We start from the raw sequence: 18,888 nt of genomic DNA, 5'->3' as shown, positions 1-18,888 counted from the left end.
CTTTGGTAATTTCCGTATTGGGTTACAACAGTGAGTGAATATGGACAATTTCTTCACGCCACTGCGCCTGTAACCCCGGTTTCTGATGCTTTGGCTTACGTTGCAGGTCTTCCGCTAAACGCGTTTCCAGTTCAATAAGCCGCGCCAGCAGCAGATCGGCATCGTCGGTCACTGTCTCGCAGGTGCTGGCAGGCTGTGTGGCCTGTTGCCCAGCGGCAGGAATGCTCTCCCGCAGCCGTGCATACACGGCTTCAATGTCATGCCACTCCTGCAGTTCCCCGTGTTCAACCAGCCAGAAGCGGTTGCAGCTTTGGTTGATTAACTGCCGATCGTGGCTCACCAGCAACACTGCACCGCTGAACTGTTGCAGCGTTTGCGCCAGCGCCTCTTTGCCCGCCATATCCAGATGGTTGGTCGGTTCATCCAGCATCAGCAGGTTAAAACGCGCCAGCGAGAGGCCAACAAACAGCAGCCGAGAGCGCTCACCGCCGCTAAGGGTCGCTACCCGTTGCCCGTGCCGCGCCCACGCAAAACCGGCACTGATCAACGCCATTTTGCGATCGTCCGGTGCCGGGGCAAACGGCTCCAGCGCGTCGAACAGTGTGGCGTCGTCCGGCAGCTGGTGCAGCGTCTGGTCGTAATAGCCAGCCTGTAAACGCGGATGCAGCCGCAGGGCGTCGTCGCTTTGCTGTTGGCAGGCCTGCCAAATCAGGCGCAGCAATGAAGATTTCCCACACCCGTTTCGCCCGACCACAGCAACCCGATCGCCGCTTTTCAGGCGGGCAAGGGGAACCGTGAACAGGGGCGGCAACCCCACGGCAGGCGCAACGGCCAGTGCGTTCATTTCCAGCAAACGGTCCGCCACCAGTGCTTCACCGTGCAGGGCCAGTTTCCAGCGACTGCCGGCAGTCAGTTCGGTCTGATCCTCCTTCAGTCGCTCAACCTGTTTTTCCATCTGTTTGGCTTTACGCGCCAGGTCCTCGTTGTCGTACACACGCCCCCAGGTCGCCAGCCGTTTGGCACTGGCCGTGACCCGGTCGATCTCTTTTTGCTCTGCTTTATGGCGCAGCGCATCGCTCTCATCCCGCTCGGCCAGCGCATGACGCGCAGCGCTGCAAGGTAAGGCGAAGTGATGCAGGGTATGGTCGCGCAGGATCCAACTGCCGTTGGTGACGGCATCCAGCAGCGAGGCATCGTGCGATACCATCACAAAGCTCCCGGGCCAGCGCTGTAAGAACTGCTCCAGCCACAGCAGTGTGGGGAGATCGAGATGGTTACCCGGTTCATCCAGCAACAGCAGATCCGGTTCACGGATCAATGCCCGCGCCAGTAACAGCCGCGTATGTTGACCGCCGCTCAGCGTCGCCGCCGTCAGGGCAATTTCGTCGTCACGTAATCCCATACTGGCCAGCAACGCCTCGCCGCGCCAGTACTGACTCAGCCGTTCCGATGGCGGGATTTGCGCCATCACCGCCTCCAGCAACGTCATCGACAGCAGTTCAGCGGGCAGGTGTTGTTCAACGCGTGCCAACAAACAGTGGTGCGCCACCGTGACCGTACCGGAGAGTGGAGACAGCGAACCGTCCAGCACTTTTAGTAACGTACTTTTGCCACAGCCATTGTCGCCAATCAGCCCAAGGCGGTCGCCTTTACGCAGCGTGAAATTGAGATCGGAAAATAACGGCCCGAATGCCGTTTCAATACGGAGTGATTGTGCAGAAAGTAATGTGCTCATTGCTTACTCAAGAGTTACAGGCATGTTAATGCCTCGTCAAATCTCGCTGACGATAACCCGGTAAGCCCAAGGGAAGGGATGTATGTCTTCGCTCAAGCCGAAGTTATCGCAGCACGAAACCGATAACGCTTGAGCTGGCACGATCGCCAAAGGCATGTGAATAGTCGAACAATTCACAATACAGCATAGTTAACCTCCTTTTATATTCAGTAAGTTTATAGGTGAAAGGAGTTTAGCGAGTAAATGAATGATTTGCCAGTGGAGCAGAACGGCGCACAGCGTAAAAAGTCGAGAAAACAGCCACCCAGGGATGGCTGTTGAAGAAGCCCCGCACGGTCAGACCTGGGTCATTCCGCCATCCACGCAAATCTCGGCGCCTGCAATGTAACTGCTCTCATCGCTCGCCAGAAAGAGTGCGACGTTGGCAACTTCGTCGGGCTTACCCATTCGGTGCAGCGGAATATCACGAGTGATTGCGTCGCGAACCTCATCTGACACAGCAGCCATCATGTCAGTATCAATGGGGCCGGGAGCGACAACGTTGATACGGATACCGCGACCAGAAAGCTCGCGTGTCCAGGTCCGGGCAAATGAACGCAGCGCGGCTTTACTCGCACCGTACACACCGTATCCAGGCGTACCGATCGTATCCGCTATCGATCCGATAAGCACTACGCTTGCGCCGGGCTGCAACAACGGCAGTGCGGCCTGCAAAGCAAACACGGGCGAACGGACATTCAGGCCGAATGTCTGATCAAAATGCGTTTCGCTGAGGGTTTCTATTGTGGCGTATTCCGACATCCCGGCATTAATAACCAGCACATCAATGTGACCCGATTCTGCTTTGACAGTCGCCATAATACGGGCCAGTTCGCCTGGCTGGCTGACATCGGCGCGCAGTGGCTTTGCCGTGCCGGTAAGGGTGCGACTGGCAGTTTGTAACTCCTCGTCACGGCGAGAGGTAAACCAGGTTGTCGCGCCTTCTCGGGCGAAACGCTGGCTGATCGCCAGCCCAATGCCTTTTGCGCCGCCAAGCACCACGGCCACTTTATTGTCTAATCTGCTCATCTGTTCTCTCCGGTTAGGTGGAAAACAGATGATATAAATTTTATACTTAATATCAATTACGCACTTTGTTTATACCTGATATCGCGGAGTATATCGCTATGGTGAAAAATACCTGTAACAGCCTGATTGATGTGGGAAAAACCCGACCGGTACTGGAACACATCACCAATAAATGGTCGATCATGATCCTGACTGTCCTGTGCAGCGAACCTGCCCGTTTTAATGAAATCCGCCGTCGGCTGGATGGCATTACTCACAAGGCGCTGGCAGATGCGCTAAAGCGGCTGGAGCGCAACGGGCTGGTGCACCGTGAAGTGCTGCCCACGTCGCCGGTGGGCGTGGAGTACCGCATCACTCCCCTGGCACAAACGCTACAACAACCGTTTATGGCGCTGAATGATTGGGCACTGGAATATGGCCCGGCGCTGGAAAGGGCGCAGGCGGCTTACGATCTTGCTCATGCAAATGAGGAAAACGTCACGGATCCGGCTTAGCAAAGGGAAGAGACACGGGGACACCCGGAGCACAGCGGCTCCGGGTGAAAGCGAAAGGTTAGATCGAGGTACGGCGATAGCTGCGGTACTGCGGTTCCCAGAAGTTGTCATTAATGGCTTGTTGCAGCGCTTCGGCAGAGGTTTTTACCGCAATGCCTTGCTCCTGTGCCATTTTGCCTACCGCGAAGGCGATAGCGCGCGACACTTTCTGAATATCTTTCAGTTCCGGTAACACCAGACCTTCGCCATTGAGCAGCAGCGGAGAGTATTCCGCCAGGGTTTCACTGGCGGCCATCAGCATCTCATCAGTAATGCGCGACGCGCCTGCAGAGATGACGCCAAGGCCGATCCCAGGGAAGATATAGGCGTTATTGCACTGCGCAATCGGGTAAGTTTTCTCTTTCCACAATACCGGGGCAAACGGGCTGCCGGTCGCGACCAGCGCCATACCATCGGTCCAACTGATAATGTCCTGCGGCGTCGCTTCCACACGCGAGGTCGGGTTCGACAACGGCATCACAATCGGACGCGGGCAGTGTTTGTGCATCTCGCGGATGATCTCTTCCGTGAACAGACCCGCCTGACCAGAGACACCAATCAAAATGTCTGGTTTCACGTTACGCACGACATCCAGCAGGGAGAGGGCTTCGGTCTGCGTTCCGCTGTCCCAGTTTTGCAGGTTTTCGCGTTTCTGCACCAGTTTGCTCTGGAACGGCAGCAGGTTTGGCATCTCGTCTGTCAGCAGGCCAAAACGGTCAACCATGTAGACTTTCTGCCGCGCATCGGCTTCGCTGAGTCCTTCGCGCTGGGTCTGGGCGATAATCTGTTCGGCAATACCGCAGCCGGCGGAACCCGCCCCGAGGAAGACAATTTTCTGCTGGCTTAACTGGCTGCCTGCCGCACGGCTGGCGGCAATCAGCGTGCCCACCGTCACGGCCGCCGTTCCCTGAATATCATCGTTGAACGAGCAGATTTCATTGCGGTAGCGGTTAAGCAGCGGCATGGCGTTTTTCTGCGCAAAATCTTCAAATTGCAGCAGCACGTCTGGCCAGCGCTGTTTCACCGCCTGAATAAATTCGTCAACAAACGCGTAGTAGTCGTCGCCGGTGATACGCGGGTGGCGCGAACCCATATACAACGGATCGTTGATTAACTGCTGGTTGTTGGTGCCGACGTCCAGCACCACGGGCAGCGTGTACGCCGGGCTGATCCCGCCGCAGGAGGTGTAAAGCGAAAGTTTACCGATGGGAATGCCCATCCCACCGATCCCCTGGTCGCCCAGGCCAAGAATGCGCTCGCCGTCTGTCACGACGATGACTTTGATATTGTGATTCGGGACGTTTTGCAGAATGTCGTCCATGCTGCCGCGGTTCTGCCACGAAATAAACACGCCGCGGGCGCGACGGTAAATATCCGAGAAACGTTCACACGCCCAGCCCACCGTGGGGGTGTAGATCACCGGCATCATCTCTTCGAGATGGTTATCCACCAGCCGGTAGAACAGAGTTTCATTGGTGTCCTGAATGTTACGCAGGTAGATGTGCTTATCGATATCGGTTTTAAAACCCTGATATTGCAACCATGCCCGCTCTGCCTGCTCCTCAATGGTTTCAACCACTTCTGGCAACAGACCCAGCAGGTTAAAGCTGCTGCGCTCTTCCATGCTGAAGGCGCTGCCTTTGTTCAGCAGGGGGAACTCCAGCAACACGGGTCCGGCATAGGGGATATACAACGATCGGTTTTTATTATGTTTTGCATTCATCTTACAGCTCCTTTATCAACGATCACTCCGCGTGGGGTGGCTTCGCGGGTGGGGTACTGCGGCGGGCGCAAGTATAAAGCATCACTTCAGCAAATACTTCCTATTCGCAGTATTCGTTGATTGAATTTTTATCAAGGAGGGGATAAAACAAAACGCCACTCCGGGTGGAGTGGCGGGGAAGGATACCTTATTCAGCGCGGCGATGACGCCCGGAACGGTGGGCCACAACCGTTTCTTCCTGGTCGCCTTTGGTCACCACTTTGCGGGTATTCGACACTTTGTAATCCAGTCCCAGGATATGACGTGCCTGACGGTTCGATTTCATGCTTACTCCTTAATCCAGTTCAATGTTTCAAGGACAAGCCCGGTTAACTGCGCCGGGCGAAATTCAATCTCATCATTGCGCGGTATAAAAAACATACCGATTCATCATCCTCGGACATTGTGGCGCAAAGCGCAATCCCAACGCCGGCTTTTAAGAACAGTCTCGGTGATCTCGTTTACTTACAACAACAAACACAGGACGCTTCGGTAAAATCCGCCACCACCCAACTGACTCAGGGCGCCACGGCCAGCAAATGCGTAATGTCGCCACCCAGTCGCGTATTACGCAGCGGGCGCAGCGGGGCCAGGCGCTGTTCCACCGCGGCGCTACACGGGTAAAGCTGGCACCACCCCTCCAGCCAGGCCAGATTCGTCGGTTGCTGTAAAAAATTTCTTTCCTGCGCCACACCTGTGTGCTGCGTATAGCGGCTGTCATCGTCCAGCGACGCAAGAAGGGTATCGCCCAGCCGTTGTAAGGCACCGTGGTTTTCATCGATCACGTTTATGCCATTGGCCCGCGCAAAGAGGGCAATCATCACTAGCGGCTGAATAGCATAATTGTGGTACGAAAATGCCCGCTGACGACGGCGTAATTCGTTCGGCAACAATCCCCCGGCATCCACCTGCTGCATAGCGGTGCGATAAATTGCAAGCGACTGGTCAAACAGATCCTGGCGCTGCGTCGCTACCGCCGTCGCCATCAGCGCCCAGGCAGCCCAGTAACTGTGGTTATTGACCTGTTTCAGCGGCAAATCACGCCACTCTGCTGCCGTTAAATCGCCAAGCTGGCTTAACCAGGTGGTAATGGCTTTCTGCTCTGCCGGGTAGGCTGTCAGGGGTTTCGCCGGGGAAAATGCCAGTTGCAGCCAGGCCGAAGAGAAACTGGCCAGCGCCCATTTACGCATTGACTTTCCGGTATGATTTGCCGCTTCGCCGGTTAACGCTCCGGCGGTTGCCCATGTATTCAGCGCCCCGACGGCACAGGCGACATAACGCGGATCGCCACTGCGCGCCCAGGCGGTGACCTGTTTGCTGACGACACTTTCCATTTCAGTGATGGGTTTTGTCTGCTGACGAAAAGCAGCGTCTGCTTCGGGGTTAAGCGTGGCACGGGCGCTATCGGAGCCTTCATATTTGCTGTGAAAATCGAGCGTACCCGTAAACGGCGCAGGTACGGTCAGGCATTTCACTGTAGGGGCTGCCGTAACCGAATGGGCAGGCGGTTGCATAAAACCGGCGGGGGGGTGCAGATTGTCGGCGGCCTGCGCGGCCGTCGACAGAAGAAAGATCAGCACTGCTCTGAGAAAAACCATGCTTAGCCTTACATCCACGGGGAAGGGGAAACGACTATAGCATGGCGTCAGCGAAGATCAGCTACCACCAAAAACATGCACAGCACGATGCAAACGAGCTGCGCGCTCAGAGAGATCTTCCGCCGCGCTGGTCACGTGTTCCACCATCCCGGTGTTGTTATGTGTCATGACGCCAATGCGGGAAACCGACTGATTAATCAGCTCCAGCGCCTGCGTCTGTTCATGCGTCGCAGTGCCAATCTCTTTGATCATGGTCGACATGGTGATCACGCTGTCGATCATTGCCGTCAGGTGCGTTTCGGTCGTTGCGACCATCTCCACACCGTTTTTGACATTCGCGACGTTGTGTTCAATCAGCGACTGAATTTCACGCGCGGCGGAGGCAGAGTGTTGCGCCAGGTTACGCACTTCGGCGGCGACCACCGCAAAACCCCGACCTGATTCACCCGCACGTGCCGCTTCTACGGCGGCATTCAGCGCCAGAATATTGGTCTGAAAGGCGATACTGTCGATAACGCCAATGATGTCGACAATTTTACTGTTATCAGCGGAAACCGCCTGCATCATCGAGATGGTTTTCTTCATCACATCGCCGCTGTCCATCGCGCTGGCGCTGGTTTCATCAGCCCGGGCCATCGCTTCGGTGGCGGTTTCTGCTGTTTGCCGCACCGCACTGGCAATTTCTTCCACGGCGGACGCTGTCTGGTGAAGATCGGCAGACATCTCTTCAGTGCGTTGTCGCAACGCGTCTCCTTCGCTGGAGATCCGTCCGCTAATCGTGCGGATACCGTTAATCTGGGCTGAAACATCATCCACCAGCGAACTGAGATTAAGCCCGGACTGGTTAACCAGACGCATCAATAAACCAATCTCGTCCACACGGTTAAAATGGCGATAATCCGCCTTACGGCCGGACACCACTTTCTGCATTTGCGATAAAATTATTTTCAGCGGTCGCGATATTTGGCTCTGTAAAAAAACAGACAATAGCCCAAGAATAATAACTGAACCTCCGGCACGTTCTGCTGCATTAAAAGGAGCAAATTGCATCGCAACCAGTAAAGCGGCCGCTATTACCGCACCAAACTGGATGCGTTTTGAAACATTAATACGCTGAAAAAGTGATAAAAAAGAAAAAAAACCGCGCCGCACTACCAGCCCTTTATAAAAACGATGGCTGTTGAGTTTATTCTCATTCACTCGCTGATAAAGAGCTTCACTGGCATCGACTTCAGCGCGCTGTGGAATATTTCGTACCGAGATATAACCGGTAAGTTGCCCCTGCTGATAAATAGGGGTTACGTTGGCGCGAACCCAGTAATGATCGCCATTCTGCCGGCGGTTTTTCACCATTCCTGTCCAGCTATCGCCTTGCTGGATGGTGAACCACATATCGCCAAATGCCGCAGGCGGCATATCCGGATGACGAATAATATTATGGGCTTCCCCCATTAACTGATCTTCAGCAAATCCGCTGGCATCAATAAAAGCGGTGTTGGCATACGTAATATGACTGTGTGTATTTGTTGTCGACAGTAACGTCATACCGTCGTTAAGCAAAAACTCTTTTTGTGTAACAGGAGTGTTGCACTTCATGAAAAACTCCACGATGGACCGCGTTCAATGAGTTTTGCTGACGCAGTAATAGAATATTATTTACCGGTCAGTTAATTTTTTTGTTTTTACCTGCGTATTCTCCACAAACTTATCGGCCACGGAAAGTAGCTACGTTAAATATTTTTTTAGTCATGCTTACGACTCAATTTTTAAATATTGTTATGATTTTGCGAAAGAAAAAAGAATTGAAATAATCATCCAGGCGATAAGTAAATCCTTAACACAAATTAAAAGGAGGGTGTGCGATAAAGTACAAAAAATACGCTTTCAAAAATAGAAACGTTAACAAAGCGGGCTAAGGTATTTACAAAAGTATCGCAATTTTTTGGTACAAAAAAAACACCGGTAATACAGCAGAGCTTAACTTTATACCGTTAAGCCGATAAAGTCATTGCAGGTAATGTGGTTATTGTTGGGAGCATACTGACAGTGCGGCGGGCAGACCGCCGCACGAGGGTTAATGGCTGAGGATTTGATCAAGAAACTGGCGCGTGCGCGGGTGTTCGGGGTGGGTGAAGAACGTTTCCGGCGCAGCCGATTCCACAATGCGCCCATCGGCCATCAGGATCACTTTATCGGCCACGGTACGGGCAAATCCCATCTCATGCGTAACCACAATCATCGTCATCCCGCTGTCGGCCAGGTCGAGCATCACGTCCAGCACTTCTTTGATCATCTCCGGATCCAGCGCCGAAGTGGGCTCATCAAAGAGCATAATCTCTGGCTGCATACAAAGTGCGCGGGCAATTGCCACTCGCTGCTGCTGGCCGCCGGAGAGCTGGAGCGGAAACTTATGCGCCTGGTTAGCTATATGCACTTTCTCCAGGTAATGCATGGCCAGTTCCGTGGCCTGCGAGCGGGTCATCTTGCGCACCAGCGTCGGGCCAATCGTCAGGTTATCCAGCACGCTTAAATGCGGGAAAAGATTAAACTGCTGGAACAACATGCCAATGCTCAGACGAATGCGGCTGATATTGCGCACGTTATCGTTCATTTCGATACCGTTTACCAGAATCTGGCCTTTCTGGTGCGCTTCCAGGCGATTAATACAGCGGATAAGCGTCGATTTACCGGAACCGGACGGGCCGCAAATCACCACGCGCTCCCCTTTGTTCACACTGAGCGACACATCATCCAGCACCTGGAATTTGCCGTACCATTTACTGACCGACTTCATCTCAATAATCGCGTCGGGCGAGGGGGGTGTTACTTGCATCAGGCGACTCCTTCAGGGTTACGGCTGGCATCAATGCGTCCTTCTACCCACACCGCATAACGGGAAAGCATAAAGCCAAACAAAAGATACAGAGCGGAAATAAAGACATAGGATTCAATGTAATAACGACGCCACTGCGGATCCTGCATAACCGCGCTGGTGGCTGTCAGCACATCGAACAAGCCAATGATTATCACAAACGAGGTGTTTTTCATGGCCGCGATAATGTGGTTGGTAACCGCAGGCAGACAGATACGCAACGCCTGCGGCAAAATAATTTTGGTGGTCGTATGCCAGTACCCCAGGTTCAGTACCGCTGCCGCTTCATACTGCCCACGCGGGACCGACTGCAATCCCCCACGGATCACCTCCGCCTGGTAACAGGCAAAAAACAGCGCAATACCAATAACAATGCGCAGCAGTTTGTTCACTTCCATATCGGCCGGTAAAAACAGCGGGAAAACGTTCACCGCCACAAATAAAATGGTAATCAACGGCACGCCGCGCAGTCCCTCAATAAACACCACCGACAAACCGCGCAGGAAAGGCAGTGGCGAACGGCGGCCCAGCGCCAGCAGTACCGAAACGGGCATGCCGATGATCACCGTGCCAGAAAACAGCAGCAGCGTCAGCGGCAAACCGCCCCAGTCTGCGGAAGGAACCGCTTTCAGCCCTAACACGCCGCCGCTCATCAGCACTGACATCATCGCCAGTGACACCAGCCACAACGGCCACAGCAAACGGGAGTGCCAGCAGGCAGGCGCGAGCGAGAGGCCAATAGTGATAAACCACACCAGCATCGCCAGCGCCGGACGCCACTGCTCTTCATAGGGATACAGCCCGAACAGAATAGGGCGATATTTTTCGCCAATCACCGCCCAGCACGCGCCGGTCGCCGCACGGCACTGTTCAGCTGAACCGCTGAAACCCACCGCGTCGATCACGCCCCAGCGCAACAGCGAAGCGCCCACGGAGGCAATGACCATCGCCAGAATGAGCGTCAGCGCCGTCTGAGCAAGGCTGCTAAACAGATTACGCCGTAGCCAGAAAATCACAGTGTGTTGCATACCGGCTCCTTAGCGCTCTTTAATGGCAACATAGCGGTTAAACAGGTTCATTAGCAGCGACGTGGTGCCGCTAATGATCAAATAGACCACCATCATAATGGCAATCGCCTCCAGTGCCTGGCCGGTCTGGTTCATCAACGTATTGCTGATATTGGCCAGTTCCGGGTAGCCAACCACTACCGCGATCGAGCTGTTTTTCGCCAGGCTCACATACTGGCTGGCCAGCGGCGGTACCATGACCCGCATCGCCTGCGGAATAATAACGTGGCGCATCACATGCCAGGGAGAAAATGACAATGCCCGGGCCGCTTCCAGCTGACCTTTTGGTACCGACTGAATACCTGCGCGGACGATCTCAGCAATAAATGCCGACGAGTAAAGGGCAATACCCAGCAGCAGTGCCGTAAATTCCGGGCTGATGGTAACCCCCCCCTGGAAATTAAAACCGCGCAGCACCGGGCGGTTCAGTTCATGCGGCGCGCCTGTTAGCACCCAGACGAGCAGCGGCAGGGCAATCACTAACGCCCACCGCAGGCGGCCCGTCGGCACTTGTTTCCCGTGATATTCGCGCCAGCGACGCGCAACGCGTGAAAGCAGCATACTCAGCACACAAGCCACCAGCAGGGCAAGCACTGTCCACATCCAGCCGCTGTGCGCCGCCGGCACAGTGAATGTCAGACCACGGTTGGTCAAGAAGCCCATTCCTGGCAGTACAATCGCCTGGCGCGGCGAAGGCAAATTGCGGATCACCACCGCCCAGAAAATAACCTGCAATATTACCGGCACGTTACGCAGCAGTTCCACATAGCCGACGCAGATTTTCATCAGGAGCCAGTTTTTCGATACCCGGCCAATACCAACCATAAAACCGAGCACCGTGGCCAGCAGAATGCCGCACCCGGTGACATACAACGTATTCAGTAATCCCACCGCCAGCGCCCTGGTGTAGCTGTCGCGCGGGGTGTAGTCGATAAGCGTTTCGCCAATGGCAAAGTGCGCGCTCTGCTGCAAAAAGCCAAACCCGGTGGCGATACGCTGGGCGCGCAGGTTCGCCACGACATTGCTGTAGAGCCAGTAACTAAAACCGATCAGCAAGGCTGCCAGCAGTAACTGGTAGCACCAACTGCGCACGGTTTTACTGCCAAAAAAGGTGAAAAGGCGAAACGCGGTCGCAGGTCGTGGCGCGTCGGATGCAACGGCCAGCGCACCGGAGTTATCAGTCTGTTTCATCATTAAACATCAAGGTTATGACAGAAGTGGAGAAGGGCGCCCACGGTCATGCATGAGCGCCCCGGCGATTAACGGATCGGCAGGCCGTAAAGCAAACCACCTTTGGTCCACAGATTATTTAAATCGCGATCCAGCGGCTCGGCGCTTTGCGGGCCAAAATGGCGGTTATAGATATCGCCATAATTACCCACCTGTTTAACAATGTTGTACACCCACTTGTCATCCAGACCGAGTTTCTGACCAAAGCCGCCGCTCACGCCAAGCAGCCCCTGGACATCCGGATCGGTGGATTTCAGTTCGCTATCCACATTGCTCTGGTTAACGTTCATCTCTTCGGCGTTGAAGGTAGCGTAAACAACCCACTTCACAATATCGAACCACTGGTCATCGCCTTTACGCACCGCCATTGCCAGCGGTTCTTTCGAATAAATCCCCGGCAGAATAATGTGATCTTCCGGTTTTTCCGCATCAAAAGTTTTGATGCCAGGCAGCGCCACTTTGTCACGCGCAATAACATCACAGCGCCCGGCGAGATAGGCCGCAACATACTCTTTGTTGTTCTCGATCACCACCGGGGTGTAGTGCAGATGGCGTGAACCGAAGATCTGCGCCACGTTTTGCTCGGTACTGCTGCCGGGGGTAATACACACCGTGGCGCCGTCGAGATCTTCAACTTTTTTCACGCCGCTGTTGGCCCGCACCATAAAACCAGTACCCGTGTAAAAATTGGGCGGCGCAAAGTTCAGCCCCAGCGACACATCGCGGGTTAATGATGCCGTGATATTCCGTGACAGCACATCGACTTCGCCCGACTGAATGGCGGCAAAACGCTGCGCCGTCGACAGCGGCGTAAAGCGGACTTTAGACGCATCGCCAAAAACCGCTGCCGCGAGCGCACGGCAGAAATCGACATCCAGACCTTCCCAGTTGCCTTTGCTGTCAATTGAGGCGAAGCCGTGACGGGCAGGGTGCACACCGCAAACCAGTTCGCCGCGCGCTTTAATTTTCTTCAGCGTGTCGCCATTCGTGGCGGGGGCGTTTTCTGCCTGTGCGGGAAAAATAAAACTCCCCAGCGTCAGCAGCAACACTGACGCAGCTAGGTGGGTTTTCTTCAGCATGGCTATTCCTTTTTAAAGGGTTGCTATCAGGTTAATTAACTGTATTTATTGATTTTTCAATAACACGTCCGTTTGTTGAATAATGATCTTCGCCTGCGGTGCTTTTGGCAAAGTTCGAATTCAGTAAAGCATATACAACAATGGACTAACGATTTATTTCAACCATCCTTCTATACCCTGCCACAAGAGTTGCGCGCTGAGCAGGATCATCGTTACACGAAACAGCACGCGGAACAGTTTTTCCGGTACGTTGTCCAGCACGCGCGTACCCAGCCATGTTCCCAGCGCACCGCTAATGATCATTGCCGCCAGCACAGGCAACCAGCTGGCCCAGGCAAACCCCATCAACCCGAAGGCGAGGATCTTCAGTCCGTGCTGTAACACCATGCAGGTGGCGTGCGTGGCGATAAGCGGCTGGCGCTTTAGCCCTTGCGAACTGATAAGCCCGGCGACCATCGGGCCGGTGGCGCCCACAATCATGGTGCCGAGACTGCTGAGGCCGCCGCCAATAATGAAGAAAGGGCGGCTTAACGGTTTCTGTTCGCCACGCTTGCGCAGCACTGACCAGAGAATAAACAGCCCCAGCGCAATGCGGGCAATGCTGTCCGGGATCACCGCCGCCACCGGCGCACCGACTGCAATGCCGACCGCGCTACCGAGCAGGAACCACAGCACTAACGGCCAGACCACATGCACCCGCTGAATCAACGTCCGGCTAAGGTTGGAGCCAAGCTGCACCATCCCATGCACCGGCATCAGGCTGCTGACCGGCATGCCCAGCCCCATGATAGCCAGCAAAGCTGTGCCTCCGCCCAGCCCCATGGCCGCCGTCAGCGCCGAAGTCAGAAAACTGCAAAACACCATGACGCCCGCGAACAGCGGCGAAATTTCAGCAGGTATCCAGATTATGTTCATGCTGGCATCCGTTAGCGATAATCATCCCGCAACAGACGCTGGTAAAGTGCCTGTGCATCCTCTCGAGACAGTACGCGGCTGGCGCAGTCGAGAAACTTCTGCTCTATCAAATTATCCGGCAACGGGATAGCCGGGCTGGAACCCCGCGCTCCCGCCACTCGCTGAGAAAACTGGCGGCCGTCGGTGGTGGTCAGCGTCACGAACGCGCTATGGGTGATCTCTTCGTTGTGCTTTTCCAGCGTCACTTTACGCAGCAACGTCTGGGTTGCCGGATCGTCGAACCGCGCCGTATCAATAAAATCATCCAGTGTTAGCGTACCCGTCACAAAAGCCCGCGCCACGCAGTAATGCAGGCTGAACTTCCCGGCGAGCGGGTTCTGCGGCTGCGGAATATTAATATGTGGGTAACGGATCGGGTGCACTTTGATTTCAATATGTTCGATCTCTTCCGCACGCAGGCCGTGCTCCTCCCGCAGCGCCAGAATGCCATCCAGCGGCGATAAAATAGCGTAGCAGCAAGGGAAGTATTTGTAGTTGTTGCTTTTCACGGTGTCGAGAATGAATGGCGTTGCGTCCCAGCGCTCGGTCAGCGGCAGGGGATCAACATTCGCCACGCCATTGTAGACGTGAAAATAGCCCTGCTGATGTTCAAAAGCCGTTGGCCCGGCGCTGAACCCCTCTTTCGCCAGTTTGGTTGCCATCACCGCGCTGCGTGCCGCCTGACCCACCGCCAGCGCTTTGGTTTCGCTACCAAAATTGGATTTGATCCCTGACGCCAGCGAGGCGGTCATCGCCAGCGCGGTGGCCGTCTGTTCTTCATTCAGATCCAGCGCGACCGCACAGGCAGCAACCCCGGCAAAAACACCGACCGTAGTGGTAGGATGCCAGCCGTGACGATACTGGAACGGGCTAACCGCTTTGCCCATGCGTACTGCGGTTTCGTAGCCGGTAATATAGGCGCGCAGGAGCGCCTCGCCGTTCAGGTCCTGTTCATCGGCCAGCGCCAGTAAAGCGGGCAGAACCGCCACCGAAATATGCCCGTGCAGCCAGGAGTTGGAATCATCAAAATCGAGCAGGTGTGAAGACACGCCATTCAGCAGGGCGGCGTCCAGCGCGTTTAATGTCAGATCCGTACCAAAAACACGACTGTTGCCGCGCGCCGCAGACGGCACGATCACAGTGCGTAATTTGTGGGCACCGTCCTGAACACCGCCAGCCAGCGTAACGCCTAATGTATCAATAATCGCGGTACGCGCATGGCTGTATGCCGCCTGCGCGAACGCCTGCCGGGAGAACGCCAGCAAATTACCGGCGAGTTGTCGGGCAATGGTCATTAACATGTCCTGTAGCAAAAAGAATTAGTGATCGCCGGCAAGAAGCCCGGTAATACGCGCCAGCGAACCTGGGCGTTCGAAGTGGAAAGCGGCATCATAAAGTGCAGCGCTGCGCGCCGCGCCCAGAACTGGAATAGTGAGCGCATCGAATTTGTCGCGCAACTCCTGATCACTGAGCGGATTTTGCGCATGGCCGCGATAGACGTCAGTCTGGGCGTGCAGCACTTCGCCATCTTCCAGCCAGACATCAATAAAGGCCGAACTGGCGGACTGACCGTCCACGGCCTCGACCTCAAGCAGCGGCAGCAGGGCGCGTGGTTGCGGATCGTCTACCGTCGCCTGGGTAAAATCGGTGTCCGTCAGGGCATAACCGCTTAAGGCGAGGGCGATACAGTGGGGAATGCTGAACTTACTTTCCAGCGGCGTGCGCGGCGAGAGGATCCCGGCATTGACCATGCCCATTGGGTGGACCTTCGCCGTAATATGGGTAATCTTGCGCCCTTGCAGCAACGGGAAAAGCTTGCGGGCGGTTTCAATAGAGGCGTGCGTACCCCGGCAACTGGCATACAGCTTGTAGCCGTTGGTTAGCAGTTCCCAGCTTTCGCCAAAATCAAGCGGCGGCACTTCTGCACTGCCATCCTGGATGAAGATTTTTACCCAGCCGTCAGTCTCGTAAAAGTGGTGCGCGCCGACGAAGTTTTCCGCCGCCAATTGCGCAGCCATAATGCCGTCCATCGCCGCTTTGCCCGCGTGGAACGGTTTACCATGCGTACCGGAAGATTTTTGCAGGCCGCCCATCATGGTGGCAGCCGCGCCTAACGCGTTGCGAACCTGGGGTTCTGAGAGGCGCAAAACCGCAGCCGCAACTGCCGCTGCGCCCGCGCGTCCTACAACAGAAGTGGGGTGAAAGCCCCTTCTCTGCAGGTTGCGCCCGACGCCTGGCACCCAACCGCCACCCAGTTTTGCCATCACTTCAAAACCGGTGACAAATGCCCGCAGCACGTGCTCTTCGTCGACCGGGTGTGCCTGCGCCATTGCCAACGCAGTTGACCAGCACGGGCCGCCAGGATGGCCTGCGCCAGCTGGGTGGGTATCATCATAATCCGCAGCGTGTGCCATGGTGGCGTTAACCAGCGCAGCAAGGGCAGGGGTAGTGGTACCGGAAAGGAAAACCCGCGCATCGCCGCTGGCGTGCCAGGCTTTGGCTACCTGGCGCACGGCCTTAACGGCATCATCATTAACTGCGCCCAGCGCAACGCCGAGGAAGTCGATCAAGGCGCGTTTTGCTTCATGGCGGACGGCGGGGGGGACGTTGAGGTGATGAGCCTGGCTGATAAACTGGCTGAGCTGTTCTCCACGAATGTTATTAACTTCGCTATTTTTTGTCATCGTAAAACAAGCATTCCCTGGTGTTGGCTGACAACGTAAAGCCCTGGTGTTGGCTTATCAATAAAAAGCAAAAACGGTGTTTGTGTTTATATGAATTCATTTGTATACAATGAATATAAAATAAACATAGCAGCCCTGACGGAAACGTCAAAAGATGTTTTTCAGATAAGCTAAGAACAAAAAAAGCAAAGGCGTTACCTTTCCTGTGGCAAGATGGGCGACGGCAGGGTGCCAGCCTTAATAGGGTCATTCCATAGACAAACGGAGCTTAACGTGAAAACGACGGGTCGCGACACAGGCTTAACGCCTTTTGAAATTTTGCTTTCCGCCATTGAGGCCGGTGAACTGCAACCGGGCGAACGCCTGCAGGAAACCCGGCTGGCGGAACAGTTTGGTCTGAGCCGTACGCCGATCCGTGAAGCGCTTCACCGCCTGGAAACCCTCGGTCTTGCCGAACCCGGCCCGCAGCGGGGGCTGATAATTGCGCATATTAGCTATGAACGGCTGCGCCAGCTGTTTGATGTGCGCGAAGGTCTGGAGCGCTTAGCGATGGATCTTGCTGTCACCGCCGCTTCTGATGCAGAGCTTGCGCTGCTGGATGAAATGGTCCGCATGGAAGAAACGCTCACCGACAGTAAAGCGCTGCACGATCATAACCGCCTGTTTCACCGCCAGATTTATCGTGCCACGCACAACCCCTATCTCAATGAAATGTTAGACAATTTGCGTATTCACCTGTCGCTGTTGCGTAACACAACCTACGAGTTACCGGAACGCACCGCAGAAGCAAAACGTGAGCACCGGGCAATAGTCGACGCGCTGTTAAAACGCGATCGCGCAGCGGCGCAGGAGGTGGCGATTGAGCATATTCGCCACGGCTATCGCGCAAGGTTGACGATTTTAAGCCAGCGAGAACGCTAACATAATGACCTCTAATCGGCGGACGGGAATTTCACCCTGTCGCTAGAATAGCGGGATGGCATCATCTATGTAGATTTTGTGTGGGCATTCTGAGGGTAGCATTGCGTGTTAGCGACTTTGATTTACCGTAGCCGACTGAATCGAACACTCGATCCCTCTCAACTGGCTCAACTTGTCGAGCGAGCCAGCCTGCGCAATCAGCGATTGCAGGTGACGGGCATCTTACTGTTCGACGGCGAACATTTTTTGCAGGTTCTTGAAGGGCCGCTCGCTTCGGTTAACGACGTTTTTGAACGTATACATCATGATCACCGCCACGGCAATGTGGTCGAACTGCTTCGCGATTATGCGCCGCGCCGCCGTTTTGGCAACCGCGGGATGATGCTGTTTGATTTACGTGTCATCCAGCCTGCGACGGCACTGCGCGCTATCCTCAGGTTCGGTACGCTCAATTACCAGCTGGCCAGTAACGATCGGGTCTATAAATTTATTCGTAACTTTATTGCCTCGCAAAACAATAACGATCGGGTGCGTAATACCGCGCCAGAGCACTGGACATTCAGCCTCAAAACGCCGCCTTTTGCCAGCATCAACGCGCCCATCCAGGACAATCAACCCTGTCAGTTTGCCTTTCAGCCGATTATTGAGCCGCTGCGCGGCAATATCTCCTCGCTTGAAGCGCTGATCCGCGGCCCGAACGGCGGCAGTCCGCAGGAGTATTTCGCCACCATAGCGCCCGATAAGTTGCACGAGGCAGATCTGGCCTCGAAGGGCTGGGCGCTGGCGATGGCCAGCCGCATGGGGATTGGCAATCATAAAGTTGCGGTCAATCTTCTGCCGATGTCGCTGGTTAAAATTCCCGGCGCAGTGGATATCCTGCTGGGTCATATCACACGCAATAACCTTAGCCCCGGACAGATCATTGTTGAAGTCACAGAAGATGAAGTGATCTCCGGCTATGAGGAGTTCACCTGGGCCATTCGTCAGTTGCGTGCGGCGGGGATCGGCCTGGCGATTGATGACTTTGGTTCCGGCTTTGCCGGGTTATCGCTGCTGGCGAAATTCCAGCCGGATAAACTAAAAATTGACCGCACAATCGTGACCGATATCCACCTGCATGGCCCGAAACAGGCGATCGTCAAAGCCATAATCGACTGCTGCGCAGAGCTGCAAATTACCGTGGTGGCGGAAGGGGTCGAAAAAGTCGAAGAGTGGTGCTGGCTGGAGGCCGTCGGTATTGAGCGCTTCCAGGGCTTCCTGTTTGCCCGCCCTGTACTCAATGGCATTTCACCGATTAACTGGCCGCGCCGCATTACGCCGTGACCGGTTGTGTTCATTCCCCGGCCAGCCGGGGAGTCGCCTTTAAACATTCCTTTCAATCAGTT

16 protein-coding genes are annotated in these 18,888 nt (G+C 55.1%); 3 read left to right on the top strand and 13 right to left on the bottom strand.

Translation table 11 applies throughout. The annotated features are described in order from the left end of the window. Positions 1 to 22: 22 nt before the first annotated feature. Together RTX30_RS02310 and RTX30_RS02305 are read right to left on the bottom strand one after the other, a co-directional pair. A complete protein-coding gene (locus tag RTX30_RS02310; RefSeq protein ID WP_312686394.1) occupies positions 23 to 1,735 on the bottom strand; it encodes an ABC-F family ATP-binding cassette domain-containing protein in 1,713 nt (570 codons plus the stop codon). A gap of 336 nt (positions 1,736 to 2,071) precedes the next feature. Continuing rightward, complete coding sequence (locus RTX30_RS02305) at positions 2,072 to 2,803, bottom strand: SDR family oxidoreductase (RefSeq protein WP_312686392.1); 732 nt, start codon at positions 2,801 to 2,803, stop codon at positions 2,072 to 2,074. 98 nt (positions 2,804 to 2,901) lie between these two features. Between RTX30_RS02305 and RTX30_RS02300 the strand changes: the two genes are divergently transcribed. Then, positions 2,902 to 3,297 carry a helix-turn-helix domain-containing protein gene (locus tag RTX30_RS02300; RefSeq protein WP_312686391.1) on the top strand — a complete coding sequence of 132 codons (396 nt, stop codon included), beginning with the start codon at positions 2,902 to 2,904 and terminating at the stop codon, positions 3,295 to 3,297. A gap of 58 nt (positions 3,298 to 3,355) precedes the next feature. On the opposite strand, the gene RTX30_RS02295 is transcribed toward RTX30_RS02300, so the two are convergent. The 11 genes from RTX30_RS02295 to RTX30_RS02245 all read right to left on the bottom strand — a co-directional run bounded on the left by RTX30_RS02295 (position 3,356) and on the right by RTX30_RS02245 (position 16,582). Next, positions 3,356 to 5,059 (bottom strand): NAD-dependent malic enzyme, encoded by a 1,704-nt coding sequence (locus RTX30_RS02295; protein ID WP_312686390.1) that lies wholly within the window; start codon positions 5,057 to 5,059, stop codon positions 3,356 to 3,358. 187 nt (positions 5,060 to 5,246) lie between these two features. Further along, positions 5,247 to 5,384, bottom strand: a complete 138-nt coding sequence (gene sra / locus RTX30_RS02290; RefSeq protein WP_312686389.1) for a stationary-phase-induced ribosome-associated protein — start codon at positions 5,382 to 5,384, stop codon at positions 5,247 to 5,249. 232 nt (positions 5,385 to 5,616) lie between these two features. Then, a complete protein-coding gene (locus tag RTX30_RS02285; protein ID WP_312686387.1) occupies positions 5,617 to 6,696 on the bottom strand; it encodes a mannuronate-specific alginate lyase in 1,080 nt (359 codons plus the stop codon). Between the two features lie 57 nt (positions 6,697 to 6,753). After that, the gene (locus tag RTX30_RS02280; protein WP_312686386.1) at positions 6,754 to 8,292 is read right to left on the bottom strand and encodes a PAS domain-containing methyl-accepting chemotaxis protein; all 1,539 of its coding nucleotides are present in this window, start codon (positions 8,290 to 8,292) and stop codon (positions 6,754 to 6,756) included. Positions 8,293 to 8,770: 478 nt separating this feature from the next. Continuing rightward, complete coding sequence (locus RTX30_RS02275; protein ID WP_312686815.1) at positions 8,771 to 9,532, bottom strand: amino acid ABC transporter ATP-binding protein; 762 nt, start codon at positions 9,530 to 9,532, stop codon at positions 8,771 to 8,773. Further along, complete coding sequence (locus tag RTX30_RS02270; protein ID WP_312686384.1) at positions 9,529 to 10,596, bottom strand: amino acid ABC transporter permease; 1,068 nt, start codon at positions 10,594 to 10,596, stop codon at positions 9,529 to 9,531. Before RTX30_RS02270 ends, RTX30_RS02275 begins: the two co-directional genes overlap by 4 nt. 9 nt (positions 10,597 to 10,605) lie before the next feature. Further along, positions 10,606 to 11,829: an ABC transporter permease subunit gene (locus tag RTX30_RS02265; RefSeq protein ID WP_312686382.1), complete on the bottom strand. Its 1,224-nt coding sequence runs from the start codon at positions 11,827 to 11,829 to the stop codon at positions 10,606 to 10,608. A 65-nt stretch (positions 11,830 to 11,894) separates the two neighbouring features. Then, positions 11,895 to 12,944: an amino acid ABC transporter substrate-binding protein gene (locus RTX30_RS02260; RefSeq protein WP_312686380.1), complete on the bottom strand. Its 1,050-nt coding sequence runs from the start codon at positions 12,942 to 12,944 to the stop codon at positions 11,895 to 11,897. A 153-nt stretch (positions 12,945 to 13,097) separates the two neighbouring features. Further along, positions 13,098 to 13,859, bottom strand: a complete 762-nt coding sequence (locus tag RTX30_RS02255; protein ID WP_312686379.1) for a sulfite exporter TauE/SafE family protein — start codon at positions 13,857 to 13,859, stop codon at positions 13,098 to 13,100. 11 nt (positions 13,860 to 13,870) lie between these two features. Beyond that, on the bottom strand, positions 13,871 to 15,193 hold the full coding sequence (locus tag RTX30_RS02250; protein WP_312686378.1) for an MmgE/PrpD family protein: 1,323 nt from the start codon (positions 15,191 to 15,193) through the stop codon (positions 13,871 to 13,873). A gap of 24 nt (positions 15,194 to 15,217) precedes the next feature. Then, positions 15,218 to 16,582 (bottom strand): MmgE/PrpD family protein, encoded by a 1,365-nt coding sequence (locus tag RTX30_RS02245; RefSeq protein ID WP_312686376.1) that lies wholly within the window; start codon positions 16,580 to 16,582, stop codon positions 15,218 to 15,220. Positions 16,583 to 16,855: 273 nt separating this feature from the next. Between RTX30_RS02245 and RTX30_RS02240 the strand changes: the two genes are divergently transcribed. Together RTX30_RS02240 and RTX30_RS02235 are read left to right on the top strand one after the other, a co-directional pair. Beyond that, positions 16,856 to 17,503 carry a GntR family transcriptional regulator gene (locus RTX30_RS02240; protein WP_312686375.1) on the top strand — a complete coding sequence of 216 codons (648 nt, stop codon included), beginning with the start codon at positions 16,856 to 16,858 and terminating at the stop codon, positions 17,501 to 17,503. Positions 17,504 to 17,608: 105 nt separating this feature from the next. Further along, positions 17,609 to 18,826: a diguanylate phosphodiesterase gene (locus tag RTX30_RS02235; protein WP_312686374.1), complete on the top strand. Its 1,218-nt coding sequence runs from the start codon at positions 17,609 to 17,611 to the stop codon at positions 18,824 to 18,826. Positions 18,827 to 18,888: the final 62 nt, after the last annotated feature.

The sequence above is a fragment of the Kosakonia sp. genome (genome assembly GCF_032052965.1).
Classification (GTDB): Bacteria; Pseudomonadota; Gammaproteobacteria; order Enterobacterales; family Enterobacteriaceae; genus Kosakonia.
Note: the sequence above shows the minus strand (reverse complement) of the source record. Positions and strands in the feature narration are given on the sequence as shown.